This window comes from Rhodanobacter sp. KK11, assembly GCF_033345435.1.
GTDB lineage: Bacteria > Pseudomonadota > Gammaproteobacteria > Xanthomonadales > Rhodanobacteraceae > Rhodanobacter.
On record NZ_JAWPMI010000005.1, the window covers coordinates 365,843 to 387,896 of the forward strand.

A 22,054-nucleotide genomic window follows, 5' to 3' on the forward strand; every position below is an offset into this window, starting at 1 on the left:
CCCGAAGGATTCCGCATGTCCGCCCTGATCGAACGCCAGTCCGGCAACCGCCACAGCATCGCCATCGAGACCACCGACGCCGCGCACTACGCCGCGAGCCGCCGCCGGCTCACCGCGGCGCAGCGGCGCTGGCTGGGCGACAACGGTTTCGCGGCCGCACCCGGCACCTTCGCGCTGCTGTCCGACGCTGCCGGCAAGCTGGTGCGCGTGCTGGCCGGCGTCGACACGCATGACCCGCTGGCGGCGCTGGCCGCGCTGCCGTGCAGCCTGCCCGAGGCGGACTACCACCTCGCCGACGAAGGCGTGCTGGACGATCCGGCCCAGGCCGCGCTGGGCTGGGCCTTGGGCGCCTACCAGTTCACCCGTTACCGCCCGGCGAAGCGCGCGCCGGCCCGGCTCGCCGTGCCGGCGGCGCAGCTGCAGGAACTGGCGCCGCTGGTCGAAGCCACCGCGCTGGTGCGCGACCTGGTCAACACGCCGACCGAGCACATGGGTCCGGAGCAACTGGGCGACGCGATCAGGCAGCTCGGCAAGATGCACAAGGCGAAGGTGCGCGACTGGGTCGGCGACGAGTTGCTCAAGGCGAACTTCCCGACCATCCACGCGGTCGGCCGCGCCAGCCATCGCGCGCCGCGGCTGGTCGAGCTGAGCTGGGGCAAACGCGAGCATCCCCGGCTCGTGCTGGTCGGCAAGGGCGTGTGCTTCGACAGCGGCGGGCTCGACCTGAAATCCGCCGACGGCATGCGCTGGATGAAGAAGGACATGGGCGGCGCGGCGCACGCGATCGCGCTGGCCGGACTGGTGATGCAGGCGCAGTTGCCGGTGCGGCTGACCCTGCTGGTCCCCGCGGTGGAAAACTCGGTGAGCGGCAACGCGCTGCGCCCGGGCGAGGTGGTGGTCACCCGCGCCGGCCATGCGGTCGAGATCGACAACACCGACGCCGAAGGCCGCCTGATCCTGTGCGACGCATTGGCTTACGGCTCCGAACAGCAGCCCGACCTGCTGCTCGACTTCGCCACCCTCACCGGCGCCGCCCGCGTGGCACTGGGCCCGGACCTGCCGGCGCTGTTCGCCAACGACGAGGTCGCGGCGGCCGGCGTGCTGGCCGCCGGCCGCCGCGTCAACGATCCGCTGTGGCAGCTGCCGCTGTGGCGGCCGTACCGCAAGATGCTCGATTCGTACCTGGCCGACTTCGCCAACGCCGGCCCGTCGCGCCATGCCGGCGCGATCACCGCGGCGCTGTACCTGCAGCGCTTCGTGCCGGACGGCACGCCGTGGCTGCACCTGGACACCTACGCCTGGAACGACGCCGACCGCCCCGGCCGCCCGCGCGGCGGCGAGGCGATGGGGCTGCGCGCGACGTTCGCGTTCCTGCAGCAGCGCTACGGCGGCTGAGGCCGCTGGCCGCGACAGCATGACTTTCGGCGTTGTCGCGTCGGAGTGAAAGATTGCATGCTGCGGGATTCCCCGACCGGAGCCCGCCATGCCCCTTCGCCCGCACCTGCTTGTCGCCTGCGTGGCGCTCGGCCTCGCCGCCTGCACCAGCGTACCCGTCGCCAGGACCGCGCCTGCCACCCGGCCGGCACTGACTGCACAGACGCTCAGCTCGGGCGGGGTGATGCCGGCCGAACAGGCGCGCGTGCACTTCGATCATGCCGAACTGCATTTCACGGTCGACCCGGCCGCGCAGAGCATCGATGCCAGCGCGACGCTGAGCTTCACCGCCAAGTCCGCCACCGACGCGCTGCTGCTGGACCTGGACCGCAACCTGCCGATCAGCGCGATCGAGCTGGACGGCCAGGCGCTCGCCGCCGGCGCGTGGAGCAACCCCGACGGCCGCCTGCGCATCCGGCTGCCCGCGCCGCTGGCCGCCGGCGGCAAGCTGCGCGTGACGATCCGCTACGGCGGCAAGCCGCACGTGGCGAAGAAGGCGCCGTGGGACGGCGGCTTCGTGTGGAGCCACACCGCCGACGGCCAGCCGTGGGTCGCCAGCGCGGTGCAGGGCGAAGGCTGCGACCTGTTCTGGCCGTGCATCGACCAGCCGCAGGGCGAGCCTGACCTGGTCGACACCTACATCACCGTGCCGAAGACGCTGGCCGCGCCCGGCAACGGCGTGCTGGTCGGCATCACCGACGCGGGCGACCGGCACACGTACCACTGGCGCGCCAAGCATCCGGACACCTACGCGATCTCGATCAACGTCGGCCCCTTCAAGTTGCTCAAGGGGGACTACGCCAGCCGCTACGGCAACACCATCCCGATGGAGCTGTGGTACCTGCCCGAACACGCGGCCGGCGCGAAGCAGCTGTTCGGCGAGTTCCCGCGCATGCTGGATTTCTTCGAACGGCAGATCGGCCCGTACCCGTTCGGCGACGAGAAGATGGGCGTGGTGGAAACCCCGCACCTGGGCATGGAACACCAGACCATCAACGCCTACGGCAACCAGTACCGCAAGAACGGCTATGGCTACGACAGCCTGCTGCAGCACGAATTCGCCCACGAGTGGTTCGGCAACCAGCTGACCAACGCCGACTGGGACGACATGTGGCTGCACGAAAGCTTCGGCACCTACATGCAGCCGCTGTATAGCCAGTACCTCAACGGCGACATGGACTACTTCAGCTGGCTGCACAACCTGCGCCTGCTGCTGCGCAACCAGCACCCGATCGTCTCCGGCAGCAGCAAGACCGAGGAGCAGGTCTACGACGAGACGGCCGGCCCCGGCCAGGACATCTACAACAAGGGCGCGCTGATGCTGCACACGCTGCGCCAGCTGATCGGCGATGAGGCCTTCTTCGACAGCATCCGCCGCCTGGTCTACGGCCGCCCCGACCCGCAGCCGGGCAACTTCAGCCCACGCTACGCCAGCACCAACGACTACGTCGCGATCGTCGACCAGGTCACCGGACGCGACCTGCGCTGGTTCTTCGACGTCTACCTGCGCGACGCCGCGCTGCCGCGGCTGGACGAGCAGCGCGTGGGCGACACGCTGAAGTTGCGCTGGGTCACCGCACACGGCAAGCCGTTCCCGATGCCGATCGAGGTGCAGGTGGGCGACACCGTGCACACGCTGGCGATGGAGAACGGCAGCGGCCAGCTGCAGGTGCCGGCCGGCGGCCTGCTGATCGTCGACCCGCGCTCGAAGGTGCTGCGCGAGCTGCCGCACGTCGAGGCCTACCAGCAGTGGATGAAACAGCAGCGGGCGGCGAAGCCCGCGAAGAAATAGCCGCCACGACGCGGGCCGGCAGCCGCCGCCCGCGTCCCTATAATCATCGGGCCGGTTCAACAGCGGATCTTCCCGATGAGCAAGCCGCCCCATGCCACCCCTGCCATGCGTCGCGAGCAGGCGCTTGCCGCCTGGCAGTGCGGCGACATGGCGCTTGCCGAGCAGGCCTTCCTGCACCTGCTGGAAGTACAGCCCGACGACGCCGAGGCGCTGCAGTTCCTGGCCACCCGCCAGCTGGAACGGGGCGACATGCAGCAAGCGATCGAATGGCTGCTGGCGGCACACCGCGCACAACCGCAGGACGCGGCCATCCTGCATCGGCTGGGTGAGCTGCAGATGCTGGCCGGGGATCTGCCGGCCGCCGTCGACAGCCTGCGCCAGGGCCTGCAGCTCGCGCCCGGCATGTTCGTGGCGCGCCTGCGCCTGGGCGTCGCGCTCGAGCAGCAGGGACGCCGCCGCGAGGCCATGCTGGCCTACTTCGGCGCGATCGATGTCGCGCAGGCGCAGGGACGCTGGCTCGACGACGCCACCACCGCGCCGGGCCTGCGCGACGCGGTGAAGCACGCCGTGCGCTACGTGGCCGCCGGCCGTCGCGAACTGTTCGACGCGGTCATCGAACCGCTGCGCCAACGCTACGGGCGATCGGAGCTGGTCCGCGTCGACCAGTGCCTGGCCATCTACCTCGGCGAGCAGGCCGCGGCGCTGCCCGACCCGCGGCAGCGCCCCACCTTCCTGTATTTCCCGGGCATTCCCAGCCGCACGTTCTACCCGCGCGAGCGCTTTCCGGAACAGGCGCGGCTGGAAGCCGCCGCCGACGCGATACGCACGGAACTGCGCGCCGTGCTCGCGCACGCGCAGGACGAGCTGGTGCCGTTCCTGGGCACCAACACGAGCGAGGAACTGCTGGGTTCGTCCGGCCCGCGGGAAGCGGCGTGGGATGCCTTCTTCTTCTACCGCCACGGCGTGCGCCACGACCCGCAGTGCGCGCGCTGCCCGCGCACCAGTACGCTGCTGGACTCGCTGCCGCTGGTGCGGGTGCGCGAGCACGCGCCGGAAACGCTGTTTTCCGTGCTGCGCCCGGGCACGCACATCCTGCCGCACCGCGGAGTCACCAATACCCGCCTGGTTACCCATCTGCCGCTGATCGTGCCGCCGGACTGCGCCCTGCGCGTGGGCGGCGAAACCCACGCGTGGCAGGAAGGCCGCTGCGTCACCTTCGACGACACCTTCGAGCACGAGGCGTGGAACCGCAGCGATCGCGACCGCGTGGTGCTGATCCTGGACAGCTGGAATCCCGACCTCAGCGAAGCGGAGCGGGCGGCGGTCACCGACCTGGTCGCCGCCATCGGCGACTTCAACCGGTCCGCCGATATGGCGCCGCCACTCCTGCCGCGGGAATCCTGACCGGCCAGGTCGAGCGGCGGCCGGGGCGACGGCTGTTGTGCGTGCGGTCTTTTCTGGGAGTAGTCTTTTGGCCATCGGGCAGCGCTGGCGGAATCGTCGCGCGGCCCGACGTGTGCCCGGGGGGGGACTCGACGCAGTCGAAGGCTGGGAGCGAATGACAACATCCACTGGGGAGGCCACATGAAATACGGCATGAATCACTTGTCACTGGCGGTGCGCCTGGCGTTGACTGCGGGCATGCTCTCGGCCGCGGGCCTGGCCCAGGCCCAGGCACCCCAGACCGGCACCGCGCCACCGTCCGACCAGAACACGCCACCGTCCAAGAGCAAGGCCAAGAACCTGGAGGCGGTGGTGGTGACCGGCTCGCTGATCCGCCGCGTGGACGTCGAGACGGCCAGCCCGGTGGTAACGCTGGACCGTGCCACCATCAGCAACTCGGGCAAGCCCGTGCTGGGCGACGTGCTGCAGCAGATGCCGGCCATTTCCGGCAACGCCACCAATCCGCAGAACAACAGCAACGGCGGCGGCGTGGCCAGCCCGCTGCTGGAAGGCGGCAACGGCGCCTCGCGCGTCTCGCTGCGCGGCCTGGGCATCAACCGCACGCTGGTGCTGGTCAACGGCCAGCGCATGGCCAACCCGGACATCAACCTGATTCCGCCGGAGATGATCGAGCGGGTCGACGTGCTGGCCGAGGGCGCCTCCACGGTGTACGGCTCGGACGCCATCGGCGGCGTGGTCAATTTCATCCTGCGCAAGGATTTCAAGGGCGCCCAGTTCAGCCTGAACGACGGCATCTCCAGCCACGGCGACGCCCAGCGCCGCGGCTTCAACCTGACTGCCGGCAATACCGGCGAGAACTACAGCATCGCCGGCGGCATCGACTACAACAAGTACGACGCCGTGCTCGGCAAGCGGCGCAAGTTCTCCAGGCAGCAGTTGTACCTGTCCAGCGGCTCGGTGGTGGCGGCCGGCTCCAGCTCGATCCCGACCGGTCGCATCACGCTGCCCGCGTCGATCGCCAACCAGTATGGCTGCCCGATCAATTCGAGCGGTACGGCGCAGGTGACCCTGGCGAGCGGCAACGGCTCCTCGCTGGCCGACTACCGCTGCCGGCTCCCCTCGGACACCTACAACTACGCCGCCCTCAACTACATCCAGACCGCGCAGAAGCGCAGCAACGGCTTCGTGCTCGGCAGCTACAACCTCACCGACAACCTGACCGCGTTCGTCGATGCGTTCTACAACCGCACGGTCTCCAGCGGCCAGGATGCGCCGTCGCCGGTCGGTACCGGCGACGGCCTGATCATCCCTTCCAGCAACCCGATCAATCCGTTCGGCATCACCTTCAGCCAGAATCCCGTCCCGGGCGATCCGAACAGCGGCTACAACTTCCAGACCCGCCTCACCGGTGCCGGTACCCGCGTGCACAGCTTCACCACCAACACCGGGCAGATCAACACGGGGCTGCGCGGCAACTTCGGCCAGGACAGCAGCTGGATCTGGGATGCCTCGGTCAACTACAGCCATACCAAGCGCAAGCAGAGCGACACCAACGAGGTGGACATTCCGGCGCTGCAGGCTGCCGTCGACGGCGGTGCCAACATCTTCGACCAGGCGAGCGTCGGCGACCAACTGCGGAACGGCGTGAAAACGCCGATCTACGTGTTTACCCAGTCCACCAAGCAGGCCCAGTTCAACGCCAGCGGCGAGCTGTGGGACCTGCCCGCCGGCACCATGCAGCTGTCCGCCGGCGCGCTGTACCGCAAGCAGTTCATGAACTACACGGTGAGTTCGTTCGCCGTGCTCGATCCGGTGAGCACCACCTGCCAGATCCTGCAGGAAGCCTGCGGCTCGCCCGGGCGCGGCGATTTCGACGTCAAGGAGGTCTACGCCGAAACGCTGATTCCGCTGCTCTCCGAGCAGCCGTGGGCGCACTCGCTGAACCTCGACCTCGGCATCCGCAGCTCCAACTACAGCACCACCGGCACCACCACCAACGGCAAGGTCGCGATCGAGTGGCGTCCCACCGCCGACCTGCTGATCCGTGGCACGGTCTCCCAAGTGTTCCGCGCCCCCAACCTCAATGAACTCTACGACGGTCGCACGCTGGTCCAGCCGGTCTTGAACGACCCCTGCGTCAGGCGCACGGCGGCCGAACTGGCGGCGCATGCGGCAGCCTGCCAGTTCGTTCCAGAGAACTGGGCCGGCAACGATCCGGCGCAGGTCAACACGTTCTACTCGGGCGCCGCCACCGTTGGCTCGACGCTGAAGCCCGAGAAGGGCAAATCCATCAACATCGGTCTGGTCTACGACCCGGACTGGTTGCCCGGCCTGTCCACCAGCCTCGACTTCTGGCACATCTACCTGTCCGACACGTTGACGGCGATCCAGGCCGATATCGTCGTGAACTCCTGCTTCAACAACAGCAGCAGTCCGTACTGCTCGTTCATCCACCGCGAAGACAACACCAGCCGCCAGCCCGGCCAGGTGTTCCTGATCAATACCCCGGTGGTCAATCTCGGCACCCTGAGTACCACCGGCATCGACTACACGCTGCGCTACAAGATCCCGCATTTCGACCTGGGCAGCGTGGATCCGGGCAACTTCCGCGCGGGCCTCAGCACCAGCTACACGTCGACGTACAAGGTCAACGCCACCCCCGGCGAGCCGGGTGCGGAAACGGTCAACTACGCCGGCACCTACAGCCCGCAGTTCGGCAACATCTCGCGCTTGCGCGGCACCGTCACGCTCAACTGGGAGAAGGGCAACTGGAACGCCCAGTGGCAGTCGCGCTACATCAACAAGCTGACCGCGCTCAATGCCGACTACAACATCGCCGGCGTGAACATCCCGCTGGCTTCGGTGACCTATCACTCGATCCAGCTGGGCTACGCAGTGCCGTCGATCCACACCCGCTTCGACGTCGGCGTGGACAACCTTGCCGACAAGCAACCGCCGCGGGTCTACCAGAACAGCGGAAACTACAACGTGGATACCGCCACGTACGACGTGCTCGGCCGCTATTACTGGGCGCGGGCGACGATCAAGTTCTGACCGCCTGACGGAACCGGCAGCCACCGGGAGGGCCGCGGACATTCGCGGCCCTCTTGCATAATGGGTCACGCAAGACCATCGATGGAGTAGGCATGCCCACCGCGAGCACGGATCTGGCCAGAGCCATGGCCGGTGCCTGGAACGCCGGCGAACCGGAGCGGGTGATCGCCCTCGCCGGGCAGGCCACGCCGTCGCAGGAGAAAGATGAAGGCGTGTTGCTGCTGCTCGGCCTGGCGCAGCAGGCCACCGCCCGCCTGACGCAGGCCACGGCCACCTTCCGGCAACTGGCGCAATGGCGGCCGGACGTCTCGGCTTACTGGAACAACCTGGCCGTCGTCTGCCGCCAGGCCGGCGACCTCGCGGGGGCCGAACAGGCGCTGCTGACCGCGCTGCCGCTGGCACCGGACGACGCCGAAGTGCACTACAACCTGGGCCTGCTCTACGCGCAGCAGCAGCACTGGATACAGGCCCGGCAGGCATTGCTGGACGCGGTGCAGCTGAACCCGCATTTCCTCGAAGCCCGGCTGCAGGCGGCCTACGCCTGCCATGTCTGCGGCGACAACACCCAGCAGGAAGCGATGCTGGATGGCGCCGCCGGCTGGCCGCCGCAACCGGCCGAGCAAGCCCTGGTGCTGTCCGCCATGCTGTCGGTCCAGGGCGACCTGGACGCGGCGCTGCACACGCTGGCGCAGGCGCGATTGCCCGACGACGAAGCCGCAGCCGGCGTCATGCGCCTGCGCATCGCCGCGCAACGCGTCCTGCTGCACGAAAGGAACAACCGGATCGAGGCAGCGCAAGACGAACTGCGCCAGCTGCCGCTGCGGGCGCTCGATGCCCTGCCGCCGCAGGCACGGCAGGCCCGCGCCGACGGCTGGCGCGCGCACGCTGTAATGGCGATGCGCACCGGCACCCCTGCCGAGGCCGAAACGCTGTATCAGCGCGCGCTCGCCTGCGCCGCCGAGGATGAAAGCCGGGCCAGCGCCGCCTTCGGCCTGGCTTCCGCCCGCGACCGGCAGGGACGGTATCCCGAGGCGTGGCAGGCCCTGCAGCAGGCGCATGCCGCGCAACTCGACATCGCCCGCAACGTGGTGCCGGAGCTGCTGGCGGCCGACAGTCAGCCGCTGCAGGTGGCGGGCAGCGACGCCGGGACCGACACCGGCGTCGACTGGAAACCGCTGTCCTCGCCCGACAGCCGGCACAGCCCGGTTTTCGTGGTCGGCTTCCCCCGTTCCGGCACCACGCTGCTGGAGCAGATGCTCGACGCCCACCCGGATTTCCGTTCCATGGACGAGCGCGCCTACATCCATGAGCTGATCGAGGCCATGCAGCTGGTCGGCCAGCGTTATCCCGCGGACTTGGCGAAGCTGACGCAGCAAGACGCCAACCAACTGCGCGACGTCTACCGGCGCAGGGTCGGCCGGGTCCTGCCCGATCTGGGCGGGCGCCGCCTGGTGGACAAGAATCCGCTCAACATGCTGTGCCTGCCGATGATCATGCGGCTGTTTCCACATGCGCGCATCATCCTGTGCCTGCGCCACCCATGCGACGTGCTGCTCAGCTGCAGCATGCAGCCATTTCGCTCGCCGGCCTTCATGGTGCTGTGTTCCTCGCTGCAGCGGCTGGCGCAGGGCTACGCGAGTGCCTTCGAGCAGTGGTATCGCGATGTCGAGGCGTTCGCGCCACAGGTGCTGGAGTGGCGCTACGAAACCGTGGTCAGCCGGTTCGACGACCAGGTCGCGCGGCTCGGGCAGTTCCTGGAAACCGCCGATACATCGCCCATGAGGCGCTTCGCCGAACACGCCCGGCACAAGCGCTTCATCAGCACCCCCAGCTACGCGCAGGTCACCGAGGGCGTCCACCGCAAGGCGGTCGGGCGCTGGCAGCACTATCGCGAGCAGTTCGAGCCGGTGCTGCCGCTGCTGCAGCCGTGGATCGAGCGCCTCGGCTACGCCACGTAGGAACCCGCTCGCGGGCGATGCCCTTGAAGCCGGGACGACCAGACGTTCGTCTGCTGAAAGCCGGGATTCGCAAGAGCAGAAGCCTCGCCCGCCAGCGGGCTCCTGCGCGCAGAACGAAGAAGGCAGCGCCGTGCGCTGCCTTCTTCGTCGTGCGGGAACCGGCCGCTCAGTGCGTGGCGCTGCTCGTCGCCGGGGCCGGCGCCGCCACGCTGGCGACAGCGTGCGGCGAGAACTTGCCGCCGTACGGCAGCACTTCGCCGGCCAGCTTCGGATCGGCCTTGATCATGCCGATCGCGTCGAACAGGATGTGCGCGGTTTCGTTGAGCTGCACGTCCTTGGCCTTCTTCGCGTCCTTCTCCTGCTTGAGCTCGCTCTTCAGGCTGCGCTCGTTCGCGTTGAGGCCGTCGTCGAGGCTGCTCGCCTCGTCGGCGAGCGAGGCGTCGGTGCCGTCGATGGCCTTGTGCCGCGCGCGGAAATCGGCCTGGATCGCTTCCAGCTGCTTGCGCTCCACCTCGCGCGTGGCGAAGTTCAGCGAGACCGAGGTCTTCGCGCGCATCGTGCGGTATTGCGCCAGCTCGTCCAGCATCAGTTTCCACGCCGGCGAATGCGCCACGCGCTCGACGTGCTTGCGCAGCAGCTGCGGCAGGTAGGCGTTGAGATTGGCCACCGGCTGATAGTCGGCCGGCGCGATCCGGGTCCACTTCAACGCGTTGTCGTAGGTGGACTCGCCGAAGTCCTTGTCGTCGCCGTTCTTCGGGAATGCGATGTCGGGGGTCACCCCCTTCAGCTGGGTGGAGCCGCCGTTGATGCGGAAGAATTCCTGGATGGTCATCTTCAGTTCGCCCAGCTGCGGCTTCTCGCTGTCGCTCTGCGAGAAGCGGTCCAGGTCGACCAGGTTCTGCACGGTGCCCTTGCCGAAGGTCGGCTCGCCGACCACCAGGCCACGGTGGTAGTCCTGGATCGCCGCGGAGAAGATCTCCGAGGCCGACGCCGTGCCGCGGTTGACCAGCACCGCCAGCGGCCCGCTCCAGACCATGCCCGGATCGTCGTCGCCCTGCACCTCGACCTGGCCCCTGGAGTCGCGCACCTGCACCACCGGCCCCCTGTCGATGAACAGGCCGGTCAGCGAGTTGGCCTCGGCCAGCGAACCGCCGCCGTTGTTGCGCAGGTCCACCACCACGCCCTGCACGCCGGCCTGCTTCAGCTCGCCGAGCAGCCTGGCGACGTCACGGGTGGCGCTCTTGAAGTTCTTGTCGCCGGCGCTGCGCGCGCCGAAGTCGGAGTAGAACGTGGGCAACTCGATCACGCCGATCTTGCGGGTGACCTCGCCGTCCTTGACCTCCACGACCTTCTTCTTCGCCGCCTGCTCCTCGATGCTGACCTTCTTGCGCACCAGGGTAACCATCTCGTGCTTGCCGTCCACGCCGACGTCGGCGGGGATGACTTCCAGCCGCACGGTGGTGTCCTTCTTGCCGCGGATCAGGTTGACCACGTCGTCCAGACGCCAGCCGATCACGTCGACGATCGGGCCACTGTCGCCCTGGCCCACGCCGACGATGCGGTCGCCGACCTGGATCCGGCCGGACTTGGCGGCCGGCCCGGCCGGCACCAGTTCGCGCACCTGGGTGTAGTCGTCGCGCGGCTGCAGCACCGCGCCGATGCCTTCCAGCGACAGCTTCATCGAGATGTCGAAGTTCTCCGCCGCGCGCGGGCCGAGGTAGTCGGTGTGCGGGTCGGTGGTCTCGGCGTAGGCGGTCATGAAGGTCTGGAACGCGTCCTGGCCGTCGAGCTGCCTGACCCGCTCGATGTAGTTGGCGTAGCGCTTGTCCAGTGTCTTGCGGATCTCGGCATCGTCCTTGCCGGCCAGCTTCAGGCGCAGCCAGTCGTTCTTGGTGCGCTTGCGCCACAGGTCGTCCAGTTCGGCCTGGTCCTTCGGCCAGTCGGCGTGCTCGCGGTCGAAGGTGTAGCTTTCGTCGGCGGCAAAGTCGAAGCCCTGCTTGAGCAGGCCGCGCGCATAGCCCATGCGCTCCACCGCGCGCTGCACGTAGAGGTTGAACACCGCGAACGGCGCGGACAGGTCCTGGTTCCAGATCGCGTCGTCCAGTTGGGTCTTCATCGGCGCGAACTTCGCCATGTCGGCCTGGGTGAAGAATACCTTCTCGCTGTCCAGCAGCTTGAAGTACGCGGTGTAGATGCGCGAGGACATGGCATCGTCGAGCGGCTGCGCGTCGTAGTGGAAACGGGTCAGGAAGCGTGCCGACAGCTGCGCGGCCTGCGCTTCCTCGGGCGTGAAGGTGAGCGGCCAGGTGGCGGCCTTGCGGGCCTTGCCGGCACCGAGGTCGGCGGCCGACTGCGCGAGCGCGCAGGTCGCGGTGAAGGCAAGCAGCAGCAGGACCAGCGCGGGACGGAATTTCATGGAGGTTCTCAGGCGGATGCGGCGACGCCGGCCGCGTGGGCCTGCAGGTCGGCGTGATAGGAGGAGCGCACCAGCGGGCCGGAGGCGACGTGATGGAAGCCCATCGCCTCGCCCTCCCTGCGCAGGTCGTCGAATTCTTCCGGGGTCCAATAGCGCACCACCGGATGGTGGTGCGGCGTGGGCTGCAGGTACTGGCCGATGGTGATCATCTCGACGTCGTGCGCGCGCAGGTCGCGCATGGTTTCCAGCACCTGTTCCTGCGTCTCGCCCAGGCCGAGCATGATGCCGGACTTGGTCGGCACCTGCGGGTGCTGCGCCTTGAAGCGCTTCAGCAGATCCAGCGACCACTGGTAGTCGGCGCCCGGGCGCACTTCGCGGTACAGGTGCGGCACGGTTTCCAGGTTGTGGTTGAACACGTCCGGCGGGAACTCCTTCAGTACTTCCAGCGCACGCTCCATGCGGCCCTTGCCGCGGAAGTCCGGGGTAAGGATCTCGATGCGGATGTCCGGGCTGGCGTGACGGGTGGCGCGGATGCAGGCGGCGAAGTGTTCGGCGCCGCCGTCGCGCAGGTCGTCGCGGTCGACCGAGGTGATCACCACGTACTTCAGGCGCATGTCGGCGATGGTCTGCGCCAGTCGCGCAGGCTCCAGCGGATCGGGCGCCACCGGGCGGCCATGCGCCACGTCGCAGAACGAGCAGCGCCGGGTGCACACCTCGCCGAGGATCATGAAGGTGGCGGTGCCCTTGCTGAAGCACTCGTGGATGTTCGGGCAGGACGCTTCCTCGCACACCGTGACCAGCGAGTTCTCGCGCAGGCGCGCCTTCAGCTGCTGCACGGCGTTGCCCTGCGGCAACCGCACGCGGATCCAGCTGGGCTTGCGCAGGGTCGGCACACTGGTGTCGAAACCGGCGCGGTTCAGCGCGATCTTGTCGCTGCCCAGCTGCTTTTCGCCTGCCGGCGCACCGCTGACGACGGTGATCGGGATGACCTTGGGGGAAGAGGAGGAAATTTCGCTCATGTAGACAGCTCAGACCGCTGCGCGGGCGGGGAGTTCGGGCAGGATGGGGGCGGCGGGCTCGGCGACGAAGCCGAACTGGCGGCAGAACTCCTCCACCAGCACGTCTTCGACCGCAGCCAGCTGCGACGGGCCACCCAAGTCTAGCAGCTGCGTGACCGCCAAACCCTTGTAGCCGCAGGGGTTGATGCGGTGGAACGGCTCCAGGTCCATGGCCACGTTGAAGGCCAGCCCGTGAAAGCTGCAGCCACGGCGCACGCGCAGACCGAGCGCGGCGACCTTGGCGTCGGCCACGTAGACGCCGGGCGCGCCTTCGCGCCGCACGGCCATCACGTTCCAGTGCGCCAGCGTGTCGATCAGCGCCTGCTCGATCCGGTGCACCAGCTCGCGCACGCCGACGCCGGCCCGGCGCAGGTCGATCAGCGGGTAGCCGACGATCTGGCCCGGTCCGTGGTAGGTCACCTGGCCGCCGCGATCGACCGGGATCACCGGAATGTCGCCCGGCGCCAGCACGTGCTCCATCTTGCCGGCCTGACCCAGGGTGAACACCGGGTCGTGCTCCAGCAGCCACAGCTCGTCGGCGGTGTCGACGGTGCGGTTGTCGGTGAACGCGCGCATCGCCTGCCAGGTGGCCGCATAAGGCTGGCGACCGAGGCGGCGGATTTTCAGCGGCAACGACATGACAACAGACCTTGGGGAACGGAAAGCAGGGAACGTTGGGGTACTTCGAAGGCGATCAATGCCACCCGGGCGAAACGGACGCGGCCAGCTCTTTCGCCGCGCCCCGTTCCCTGCACTTCACAGCGTGTAACGGATGTCCGGATCGGCGCGCAGCGCCTGGTGCGCCGCCTCGTACTGCTCGCGGCTGTCGCAGCGGAAGCTCACCGTGACCGAGACGAAGTTGCCCGCGCCGGAGTGCCGGTGCCGCACGGTCTCGTGCAGCACGTGCAGGCCGGCAAGCTCCAGCAGCTGCGGCACGTGGACCGGCAGGTTCGCGCTGGCGCTGCCGACCGCGGTGATCTCGAACTCGCCGGGAAACTGGAAGCCCTTGCCTTCCTGTTTCGCCTTGCTGAAGTCGACCGGCTGTATCACTTTGCACCCGAGTCCTTGGACGGTACGGCCGCATCGGCCTTCTTGTCGCTGTGGAACCACAGCAGGATGCTGTCCCACAGGCGCGAGAAGAAGCCGCCCTGCGGCGCGTCGGCCAGCGCCACCAGTGGCACGCTCTGCACCGGCTGGCCGTCCAGCGTGATGCGCAGCGTGCCGATCTGCTGGCCCTTGGTGAACGGCGCGATCAGCGTGGCGGGGATGTCCATGGTCGCCTTGAGCTGGTCGTACTGACCGCGCTTGACGGTGACCAGCACGTTGTCGGCCACGCCCAGCGGCAACTGGTTCGCCGCACCCTTCCACAGCTTCGGCGTGGCCAGCGGCTTGCCGGCCTCGTACAGCTTGTGTGTCTCGTAGAAACGGAAGCCGTAACTGAGCAGGGCCATCGCCGAGTCGGCTCGTGCCTTCTCGCTGCTGGCGCCCATCACGATCGCGATCATGCGCGCCTCGCCCTGCTTGGCCGAGGCGGCCAGGCAGTAACCGGCGCCGGAGGTGTGACCGGTCTTGATGCCGTCCACGCTGGGGTCACGCCACAGCAGGGTGTTGCGGTTGTGCTGCTTGATGCCGTTCCACTCGAAATCCTTGATCGCGGAAATCGCATAGTCCTCGGGGAAGTCGTGGATCAGCGCGCGCGACAGGATCGCGATGTCGTGCGCGGTGGTGTAGTGGTTGGCGATCGGGTAGCCGGAGGCGTTCTCGAAGTTCGAGTTGATCATGCCCAGTTGCTTGGCATACGCGTTCATCAGCGCGGCGAAAGCCTGCTCGGAGCCGGCGGTGTGCTCGGCCAGCGCGATCGCGGCGTCGTTGCCGGACTGGATGATCATGCCGTACAGCAGGTCCTTCAGCGGCACCTGGCTGCCCAGCTTGAGGAAACTGGTGGAACCGTCGGTGCCGGCGCCGCCGCCGCGCCAGGCGTTCTCGCTGATGGTGACCGGGTCGGTCATGTGGATCTTGCCGTTGGCGACCTCGGCTGAGACCACGTAGTCGGTCATCACCTTGGTGATCGAAGCCGGCTCCACGCGCAGGTCGGGCTCCTTGCTGGCCAGGATCTGGCCGGTGGCGTAATCCATCAGCACCCAGCTCTTGCCATCGACGTCCGGCGGCGGCGGCACCGGTGCATCCGGTACCACCGGACGCGGCACCGGCGACGGGCGCGGCGGCGTCTGGGCAACGGCAACGCCGACCAGCAGGACGGCGGCGAACGGGATCAGGCTGCGGCGGAAAAAATTCATCGTGTGGTTCAGTCCGGTGGCTGGGCGGCGGCGCGGCGGCGACGACGCGATGGAAAAAGATGCGGAAAAACCTGCTCAGTCTACCGCGACCTGGGGTCGCGGCAGACCCATGCCCTCGATCCGCGCGGTGACCTGGTCGGCCCGGTCCACGCTGGCCAGCGGCCCGACCCGCACGCGGCGAACCTGCTTGCCATTGATCACCGCCGCGCTCACCTGCACCGCGCCGAGGTTGGCCTGGCGCAGGCGCTGCGCCAGCCGGTCGGCGTTGTCCGCGTCGGCAAACGCGCCTACCTGCAGGTAGATTCCAGGATGTCCGCTTGTGACCACGGTCGGCGGCGGCAGTTCCTGCAGCGGCTGCGCGGGGTCGATCCCGCGCACCTCGACCAGGCCGGTGCCCTTGGGGTAAACGCCGATCTTCACCGCGGCGGCGTAGGACAGGTCGATCAGCCGGTTGTCGTGGAACGGGCCGCGGTCGTTGACCCGTACGATCACGCTCTTGCCGTTCTCCAGGTTGGTCACCCGCGCGTAGCTGGGCAGCGGCAGCGTGGTGCTGGCCGCGCTGAACGCGTACATGTCGTAGGTTTCCAGGCTGGAGGTCTTGTAGCCGTGGAATTTGTTGCCGTAGAACGAGGCGATGCCGCGCTCGTTGTAGCCGCGTGCGCTGGGCAGCACGCGGTAAGTCCGCCCGAGCACGGTGTACGGCGACTTGTTGCCGTACAGCGAACGCGGCTCGACCTTCGGCACCGGCTCGACCAGCTTGCTGACGTCCAGCGGCGGCGGCACGCTGTCCTTGCCGTCGCGGTAACGACTGCTTTGCGGCTTGCTGAGGTCGTCGTGGAAATCGTCACGAGCGCCGCCCGGCGACTGGCCCCACGCACCACCGTGCCGGCTGCCGGCCTGCGAGGGCTTCGTCCGGTGGCTGCCGCAGGCGGCCAACAGCAGGGCCGCCAGCGCCAGCGCCACAGCGCCTGCCGCCCTCATGGCGCGGCTTCCGCCGGGCCCACGCCGGCGGCGATGGCCTGCGCCAGCTGGTCAACCGCCATCGCGTACAGTGGGCTGCGGTTGTAGCGGGTGATCACGTAGAAATTCTGGAAGGTGAACCAGTACTCCGGTCCGTTCGGGCCTTCCAGCGTCTGCAGGCTGGCCGACTCATCCGGCGGCAGGTGTTGCAGCGGCGCGTAGCCCCACGCCACCAGTTGTTCCAGCGGCCATTGCGGCTTGGCGTCCTTCACCGCGATCGGCCTGGGCGCGCCGTCGGGCTGCGCCCGCGCCGCCACCGGGCCGCCGCTGACCCAGCCGTGCTGCACGAAGTAGTTCGCCACGCTGGCGAAGATGTCCGGCAGCGAGTTCGACAGGTCGATATGGCCGTCGTGGTCGGCGTCCACTGCGAAGTCGCGGATACTGGTGGGCATGAACTGGCCCCACCCCTGCGCGCCGGCATAAGAGCCGGTGAGCGTGTCGACCGGCCCGGCCAGGTGGTTGTCCGGCAGGCTCAGCAGTTCCTTCAGCTGCGCGCGGAAGAACGTCGCCCGCGGCGGGTAGTACAGCCCCAACGTGACCAGTGCGTCGAGCACCTTGTACTTGCCGGTGTTGCGCCCGTAATTGGTCTCCACCCCGACGATCGCCACGATGTACTGCGGCGCCACGCCGTACTGCTTGCCGACCTGCTCCAGCAGCGCGCGGTGCGCGCGGTAGAACGCGATGCCCTCGCTGATGCGCTGCTCGGTGAGGAAGATCGGCCGGTAGTCCTTCCACGGCTTCGCCTCGGCCGGGCGGCTGATCGCATCGAGGATGGCCTGCTGCATCTTCGCGCCGTCGAGCAGCGCGTTCAGCGCCTGCGGGCTCTTGCCGGTGTCGCGCGCCACTTCGCGGACCAGTTCGGCCTGGCCGGGATGCGTCGTCGCCGTGGCCGGGGCCGGTGTACCCATCCACAGCAAGGCGAGGATGGCGAGGAAACGGACCGGGAACGGCACGGGCGCAACTGTCATGTCGTGGCTTGCCTCACAGAATGTCGATGTCGCCGGAAGCCTAGCACGCACGCGGGCGCGAGCCGGGCGCAAAGCCGGCGTTTCTAAAGGTGCATCTTGCGGTTGGCGTGGATCGACATCAGCACGCCGAAGCCGGTCAGCAGCGACACCGCCGAGGTGCCGCCGTAGCTGATCAGCGGCAGCGGCACGCCGACCACCGGCAGCATGCCGGCCACCATGCCGCCGTTGACGAACACGTAGACGAAAAAGCTCATGCCGATCGCGCCGGCGAGCAGTCGCGAGTAGGTGTCGCGCGCCTCCATGGCGATCCACAGGCAGCGGCCGATGATGAACGCATACAGCGCGATCAGCGCGCACACCCCGACCAGGCCGAACTCCTCGGAGAACACCGCGAAGATGAAGTCGGTGGTGTGTTCGGGCAGGAAGTCCAGCCGCGACTGCGTGCTGTGCAGCCAGCCCTTGCCGAAGACGCCGCCGGAGCCCACCGCGATCTGCGACTGGATGATGTGCCAGCCGTTGCCGAGCGGATCGGATTCCGGGTTGAGCAGGGTCAGCACGCGGTCGCGCTGGTACTGGTGCAGGAAGTGCCAGCCGACCGGGATCATCCCGGCCACCGCGCCGACCAGCAGTCCGATGCGCCACCACGCCATGCCGGACAGGAACAGCGCGAACGCGCCGGCCGCGGCCACCAGCACGGCGGTGCCCAGGTCCGGCTGCTCGGCGATCAGCCCGGCCGGGACCGCGATCAGCAGGCCGGCTACCGCGATGTCCTTCCAGCCCGGCGGCAGCTGCCGCGGGTGCAGGTACCAGGCCACCATCATCGGCATGGTCAGCTTGAGCAGTTCCGACGGCTGGAAGCGCATCACGCCCAGGTCCAGCCAGCGGATCGAACCGCGCCCCTCGCCCAGCACCGCCACCACCACCAGCAACGCGGTGCTGCCGGCGTACAGCCAGGGCGTCCAGTCACGCAGTACCGGCGGCGGAATGCGCGACACCAGCAGCAGCAATGCGCCGCCCAGCACGAAGCGGCCGGCCTGGCCGCCGACCAGCGACAGGTTGCCGTCGCCGGCGCTGTACAGCGTGACCAGACCGGTCAGCGCCAGCGCGAACAGGCCGAGCGCCAACGGCAGATCGATCCGCGGCCGGGTCAGGCTGCGGCGCAGGAAGCGGTGCGCGCGCGCGTACAACGGCTCGATCATGGCGCGCCTCCGCTGGTGGTCGCCTGCGCCGGCAGATCCTCGACCGGCTCGCCGTCCTCGATGTTGGTGTCGGGCGGCGCGCCCCCGGCCGGCACGGCAGCCGGCGCCAGCGGCGCGGCCGACACCGGCAGGCGCTTGGCGTCCGCAAGCACGCCGTCGTGCCCGGCCAGCCAGGTATCGAGGATCGTGCGCACGATCGGCCCGGCCGCCGAGGAGCCCCAGGCGCCGGATTCCAGGATCGCCGCCACCGCGATCTGCGGGTTGTCGGCCGGGGCGTAGGCCACGAACCAGGCACGATGGCGGGTCGCCAGGTACTCCGTGCTGCGGTTGGTCTCGTAGGCCTCGGTGCGACGCGAGAAACGCTCGGCAGTGCCGCTCTTGCCGGCCATCAGGTAGGGGAAACCGACGCCGAGCTGGCGACCGGTGCCGCGGGCGCCGTAGATCACCCGTTCCATGCCCTGGTTCACCGCGTCCCAGTCGGCCGGCTTGCGGATCACCGACGGCCCGCTGGGCGGATTGGCCAGCGGCTGCGGCTTCCCGTTGACGCCGCCTTGGGTCGCCATCACCAGCCGTGGTGCGTACGGCACGCCGTGGCCGGCGAAGGTGGCGATCGCATGGCTCAGCTGCAGTGGCGTCACCGCCCAGTAACCCTGGCCGATGCCGGCGATCACCGTCTCGCCGGGGTACCACGGCTGCCGGTAGTTGGCCGCCTTCCACTCGCGCGAGGGCAGCACGCCGGACGACTCGCCGATCAGGTCGATCCCGGTCGGACGGCCGAAGCCGAACTTGCCCATGTATTCGCTGAAGCGGTCGATGCCCATGTCCAGCGCAAGCTTGTAGAAATAGGTATTCACCGACTGCTCGATCGCGCCGGCCAGGTCGACCCGCCCCACGCCACCGCGCTGGTCGTCGCGATAACCGCGCTGCTGCCCGGGAATGTAGAACACACCGGTGGAGACCACGCTGTCCTGTGGCGTGCGCATACCGGTCTCCAGCCCGGCCAGGCCGACCAGCGGCTTCACCGTGGAGCCGGGCGGATACACGCCGCGCAGCGCGCGGTTGTACAGCGGCTTGTCGGGGTCGTTGGTCAGCGCGGCATAGTCGGCCCGGCTGATGCCGTTGACGAACAGGTTGGGGTCGAACGTGGGCACGCTGACCATCGCCAGCACCTGACCGTTGCGCGGATCGATCGCCACCGCCGCGCCGGGACGGCCGTCGAAGGCCGCCTCGGCAGCCTTCTGCAGGCGCACGTCGAGACTGAGATAGAGGTTCTTGCCTGGCGTGGGCGCATGCGTCTCCAGCACGCGCTGGGTGCGTCCGTCGGCATTCACCTCCAGCAGCTCGTAGCCCGGCGTGCCGTGCAGGATGTTTTCGTAGGAGCGCTCGATGCCGCTGCGGCCGACGTGGCTGGTGCCCTGGTAGCGCTTGGGATCGAGTCGCTCCAGGTCGTCCGCGTCGATGCGCCCGACATAGCCCACCACGTGCGCGAGCAGACCGCCCAACGGATAGCGCCGGGTCAGGTAGGGCACCACGTCGACGCCGGGAAAGCGCCAGCGGTTCACCGCGAAGCGGGCGATCTCGTCCTCGGTCAGGCGCATCTTCAGCGGCACGCTGTCGAAGCGCCGGCTCTGCTTGAGCTGCTTGCGGAAGGCGTCGAGGTCGTCCTGGTCCAGCGGCACCACCTGACCCAGCCGCTCCAGCAGCGCCGGCATGTCCTTGACCTGCTCGGGCACCACTTCGAGCCGGAACGCCGGCACGTTGTCGGCCAGCAGCACGCCGTTGCGGTCGTAGATCAGCCCGCGCGCCGGCGGGATCGCGCGCGGCTTGACCCGGTTGGCCTGCGAGCGGGTGACGAACTCGTCGTGGCGCAGCACCTGCAGGAACACGAAGCGGCCGACGAGCAGGCTCAGGCACAGCACGATCAGCGCGAAGCCGGCCAGCGCACGGCGCCGGAACAGCAGGTTTTCGCCGCGGGGGTCCTTGATCGAACGCCGGGGTTTCATGTCACTGGTTCATGGCTCATTGGATCCGCAGGCGCGCGCGCAAGTCGTCGAGCAGCAGGAACAGGAACGGCCACAGCGCGGCGCCGACGAACGGCGAAATCCACCAGCTGGCCGGCGGCAGCGACGCACCGGCCAGTACGCGCACGATCAGCAGCAGGATGCGGTCGTTCAGCAGCAGCGCCAGCACCGCCAACGCCTGCTGCCACATCGGGAAGAAGCGCAGCCGCGAGCGGAAACGCAATGCAATGAACGCCAGCGCGCACAGGCGCAGTGCCTGCTCGCCCAACACCACGCCGTTGAGCAGATCCGCCGCCAGGCCCACCGCGAAAGCCAGCCCCAGGGTAACCCGGTCTTCCGATTCCAGCGACCAGTACAACAGGACCAGGGCCGGCCAGTACGGCTTGAACGGCTCCAGCACGCCGGGCAGCGGCACCAGCATCGACAGCAGCGCGAACACCAGCGTGCCGACGAACCACCACAGGCTCAGCCGCTGCCGGTTCATCGCAACGCCCCGCTGACGGCTGGCGGCGCGACCGAGGCGGCACCGGTCGGCGCCAGATCAGCCGGTGGCCCCATCGGCGTCACCGGCGCGGGCGGGCCGTCCGGTTCGGCCAGGTCGTGCAAAAGCAATACGTCCTCGCTGCGATCGAGATCGGCCGACGGCTGCGCCATCGCCACCAGGAACATCCCGGTCGCCGCCGGCGCCACCGAGCGCACCTCGCCGACCGGAAAGCCCGGCGGGAAGCGGCCACCGAGGCCGGAGGTGAGCAGTTTGTCGCCCGCGCGCACGTCGGCGGCCAGCGGAATGTTCGGCAGGCTGAGTTGATCGCCGTCGCGCGAGCCGTAGGCCACCGTGCGCAGGCCGGTACGCTCGATCACCACCGGGAGCGCGTGGGCCGGGTCGGTGATCAGCATCACCGCCGAGGTGGTCGGCAGCACTTCCTTCACCTGGCCCATCACGCCGTGCGCGTCGATCACCGGCTGGCCGGGCCGGACGCCGTCGCGCGCGCCCATGTTCAGGGTGAGCTGGTAGCGATAGGCGCCCATGTCCACGCCGATCACCCGCGCCAGCTGCACGTTCAATTCGAGGCTGTGCTGGGTATCGAGCAGTTCCTTCAGCCGCTGGTTCTGCTCGGCGACGGCCGCCATCCGGTTCAACTTGGCGTTGGCCAGCAGCAGGTCCTCGCGCAGGCGCTGGTTCTGCTCGGTGAGCACCAGGCGATCGGCGAAGGCCACGCTCAATGCATGCACGCCTGCCGCGGGCAGGCCGGCCAGCCGGTACACCGGCTCGACCACGCTGGCCGCCGCGTAACGCAGGCGCCACAGCCAGCCGTTGCGATGGTCGAGCACCATCAGCACCACGGCCAGCGCGAGATAGACGATCAGGCGCAGCGTGCCGGCGGCGTTGCCGGCAAACAGCGGCGAGGACTCATCGCGCGTGCGCGCCACGG

The 22,054-nt window shown here is 68.8% G+C and carries 16 protein-coding genes; 5 read left to right on the forward strand and 11 right to left on the reverse strand.

Annotated features, from left to right (window positions below; translation table 11 throughout):
* Positions 1–15 precede the first annotated feature (15 nt).
* The 5 genes from R5H19_RS15175 to R5H19_RS15195 all read left to right on the forward strand — a co-directional run bounded on the left by R5H19_RS15175 (position 16) and on the right by R5H19_RS15195 (position 9,642).
* Positions 16–1,395, forward strand: coding sequence for a leucyl aminopeptidase family protein (locus tag R5H19_RS15175; RefSeq protein WP_318159877.1), 1,380 nt, complete (start codon positions 16–18; stop codon positions 1,393–1,395).
* A gap of 88 nt (positions 1,396–1,483) precedes the next feature.
* On the forward strand, positions 1,484–3,226 hold the full coding sequence (locus R5H19_RS15180) for a M1 family metallopeptidase (RefSeq protein ID WP_318159878.1): 1,743 nt from the start codon (positions 1,484–1,486) through the stop codon (positions 3,224–3,226).
* A 75-nt stretch (positions 3,227–3,301) separates the two neighbouring features.
* Positions 3,302–4,630 (forward strand): aspartyl/asparaginyl beta-hydroxylase domain-containing protein, encoded by a 1,329-nt coding sequence (locus tag R5H19_RS15185; RefSeq protein ID WP_318159879.1) that lies wholly within the window; start codon positions 3,302–3,304, stop codon positions 4,628–4,630.
* Between the two features lie 192 nt (positions 4,631–4,822).
* On the forward strand, positions 4,823–7,684 hold the full coding sequence (locus tag R5H19_RS15190; protein WP_318159880.1) for a TonB-dependent receptor: 2,862 nt from the start codon (positions 4,823–4,825) through the stop codon (positions 7,682–7,684).
* 92 nt (positions 7,685–7,776) lie between these two features.
* Positions 7,777–9,642 carry a sulfotransferase gene (locus R5H19_RS15195; protein ID WP_318159881.1) on the forward strand — a complete coding sequence of 622 codons (1,866 nt, stop codon included), beginning with the start codon at positions 7,777–7,779 and terminating at the stop codon, positions 9,640–9,642.
* 166 nt (positions 9,643–9,808) lie between these two features.
* Here the strand turns inward: R5H19_RS15195 and R5H19_RS15200 are convergent, their stop codons facing one another.
* The 11 genes from R5H19_RS15200 to mreC all read right to left on the reverse strand — a co-directional run bounded on the left by R5H19_RS15200 (position 9,809) and on the right by mreC (position 22,052).
* Positions 9,809–12,058, reverse strand: a complete 2,250-nt coding sequence (locus tag R5H19_RS15200; protein ID WP_318159882.1) for a carboxy terminal-processing peptidase — start codon at positions 12,056–12,058, stop codon at positions 9,809–9,811.
* 8 nt (positions 12,059–12,066) lie between these two features.
* The gene (lipA, locus tag R5H19_RS15205; RefSeq protein ID WP_318159884.1) at positions 12,067–13,077 is read right to left on the reverse strand and encodes a lipoyl synthase; all 1,011 of its coding nucleotides are present in this window, start codon (positions 13,075–13,077) and stop codon (positions 12,067–12,069) included.
* A gap of 9 nt (positions 13,078–13,086) precedes the next feature.
* Complete coding sequence (gene lipB / locus R5H19_RS15210) at positions 13,087–13,755, reverse strand: lipoyl(octanoyl) transferase LipB (RefSeq protein WP_318159885.1); 669 nt, start codon at positions 13,753–13,755, stop codon at positions 13,087–13,089.
* 117 nt (positions 13,756–13,872) lie between these two features.
* Complete coding sequence (locus R5H19_RS15215; RefSeq protein ID WP_318160204.1) at positions 13,873–14,163, reverse strand: DUF493 family protein; 291 nt, start codon at positions 14,161–14,163, stop codon at positions 13,873–13,875.
* Positions 14,163–15,413: a D-alanyl-D-alanine carboxypeptidase family protein gene (locus tag R5H19_RS15220; RefSeq protein ID WP_318159886.1), complete on the reverse strand. Its 1,251-nt coding sequence runs from the start codon at positions 15,411–15,413 to the stop codon at positions 14,163–14,165. The genes R5H19_RS15215 and R5H19_RS15220 overlap by 1 nt, the downstream gene beginning before the upstream one ends.
* 75 nt (positions 15,414–15,488) lie before the next feature.
* Entirely contained in the window at positions 15,489–16,394 is a 906-nt protein-coding gene (locus tag R5H19_RS15225; RefSeq protein WP_318159887.1) for a septal ring lytic transglycosylase RlpA family protein, read from the reverse strand.
* On the reverse strand, positions 16,391–17,401 hold the full coding sequence (gene mltB / locus R5H19_RS15230) for a lytic murein transglycosylase B (RefSeq protein ID WP_318159888.1): 1,011 nt from the start codon (positions 17,399–17,401) through the stop codon (positions 16,391–16,393). The genes R5H19_RS15225 and mltB overlap by 4 nt, the downstream gene beginning before the upstream one ends.
* 83 nt (positions 17,402–17,484) lie before the next feature.
* Positions 17,485–18,600: a rod shape-determining protein RodA gene (gene rodA / locus R5H19_RS15235; RefSeq protein ID WP_318159889.1), complete on the reverse strand. Its 1,116-nt coding sequence runs from the start codon at positions 18,598–18,600 to the stop codon at positions 17,485–17,487.
* On the reverse strand, positions 18,597–20,603 hold the full coding sequence (gene mrdA, locus R5H19_RS15240) for a penicillin-binding protein 2 (protein ID WP_318159890.1): 2,007 nt from the start codon (positions 20,601–20,603) through the stop codon (positions 18,597–18,599). Before mrdA ends, rodA begins: the two co-directional genes overlap by 4 nt.
* 16 nt (positions 20,604–20,619) lie before the next feature.
* Positions 20,620–21,105, reverse strand: coding sequence for a rod shape-determining protein MreD (gene mreD / locus R5H19_RS15245; protein WP_318159891.1), 486 nt, complete (start codon positions 21,103–21,105; stop codon positions 20,620–20,622).
* Complete coding sequence (mreC, locus tag R5H19_RS15250; RefSeq protein WP_318159892.1) at positions 21,102–22,052, reverse strand: rod shape-determining protein MreC; 951 nt, start codon at positions 22,050–22,052, stop codon at positions 21,102–21,104. The genes mreD and mreC overlap by 4 nt, the downstream gene beginning before the upstream one ends.
* Between the last annotated feature and the right edge of the window lie 2 nt (positions 22,053–22,054).

Coding starts and splice junctions, on each gene's coding strand:
- R5H19_RS15175 (WP_318159877.1), top strand. CDS start 16: ATGTCCGCCCTGATCGAACGCCAGTCCGGCAACCGCCACAGCATCGCC.
- R5H19_RS15180 (WP_318159878.1), top strand. CDS start 1,484: ATGCCCCTTCGCCCGCACCTGCTTGTCGCCTGCGTGGCGCTCGGCCTC.
- R5H19_RS15185 (WP_318159879.1), top strand. CDS start 3,302: ATGAGCAAGCCGCCCCATGCCACCCCTGCCATGCGTCGCGAGCAGGCG.
- R5H19_RS15190 (WP_318159880.1), top strand. CDS start 4,823: ATGAATCACTTGTCACTGGCGGTGCGCCTGGCGTTGACTGCGGGCATG.
- R5H19_RS15195 (WP_318159881.1), top strand. CDS start 7,777: ATGCCCACCGCGAGCACGGATCTGGCCAGAGCCATGGCCGGTGCCTGG.
- R5H19_RS15200 (WP_318159882.1), bottom strand. CDS start 12,058: ATGAAATTCCGTCCCGCGCTGGTCCTGCTGCTGCTTGCCTTCACCGCG.
- lipA (WP_318159884.1), bottom strand. CDS start 13,077: ATGAGCGAAATTTCCTCCTCTTCCCCCAAGGTCATCCCGATCACCGTC.
- lipB (WP_318159885.1), bottom strand. CDS start 13,755: ATGTCGTTGCCGCTGAAAATCCGCCGCCTCGGTCGCCAGCCTTATGCG.
- R5H19_RS15220 (WP_318159886.1), bottom strand. CDS start 15,413: ATGAATTTTTTCCGCCGCAGCCTGATCCCGTTCGCCGCCGTCCTGCTG.
- R5H19_RS15225 (WP_318159887.1), bottom strand. CDS start 16,394: ATGAGGGCGGCAGGCGCTGTGGCGCTGGCGCTGGCGGCCCTGCTGTTG.
- mltB (WP_318159888.1), bottom strand. CDS start 17,401: ATGACAGTTGCGCCCGTGCCGTTCCCGGTCCGTTTCCTCGCCATCCTC.
- rodA (WP_318159889.1), bottom strand. CDS start 18,600: ATGATCGAGCCGTTGTACGCGCGCGCGCACCGCTTCCTGCGCCGCAGC.
- mrdA (WP_318159890.1), bottom strand. CDS start 20,603: ATGAAACCCCGGCGTTCGATCAAGGACCCCCGCGGCGAAAACCTGCTG.
- mreD (WP_318159891.1), bottom strand. CDS start 21,105: ATGAACCGGCAGCGGCTGAGCCTGTGGTGGTTCGTCGGCACGCTGGTG.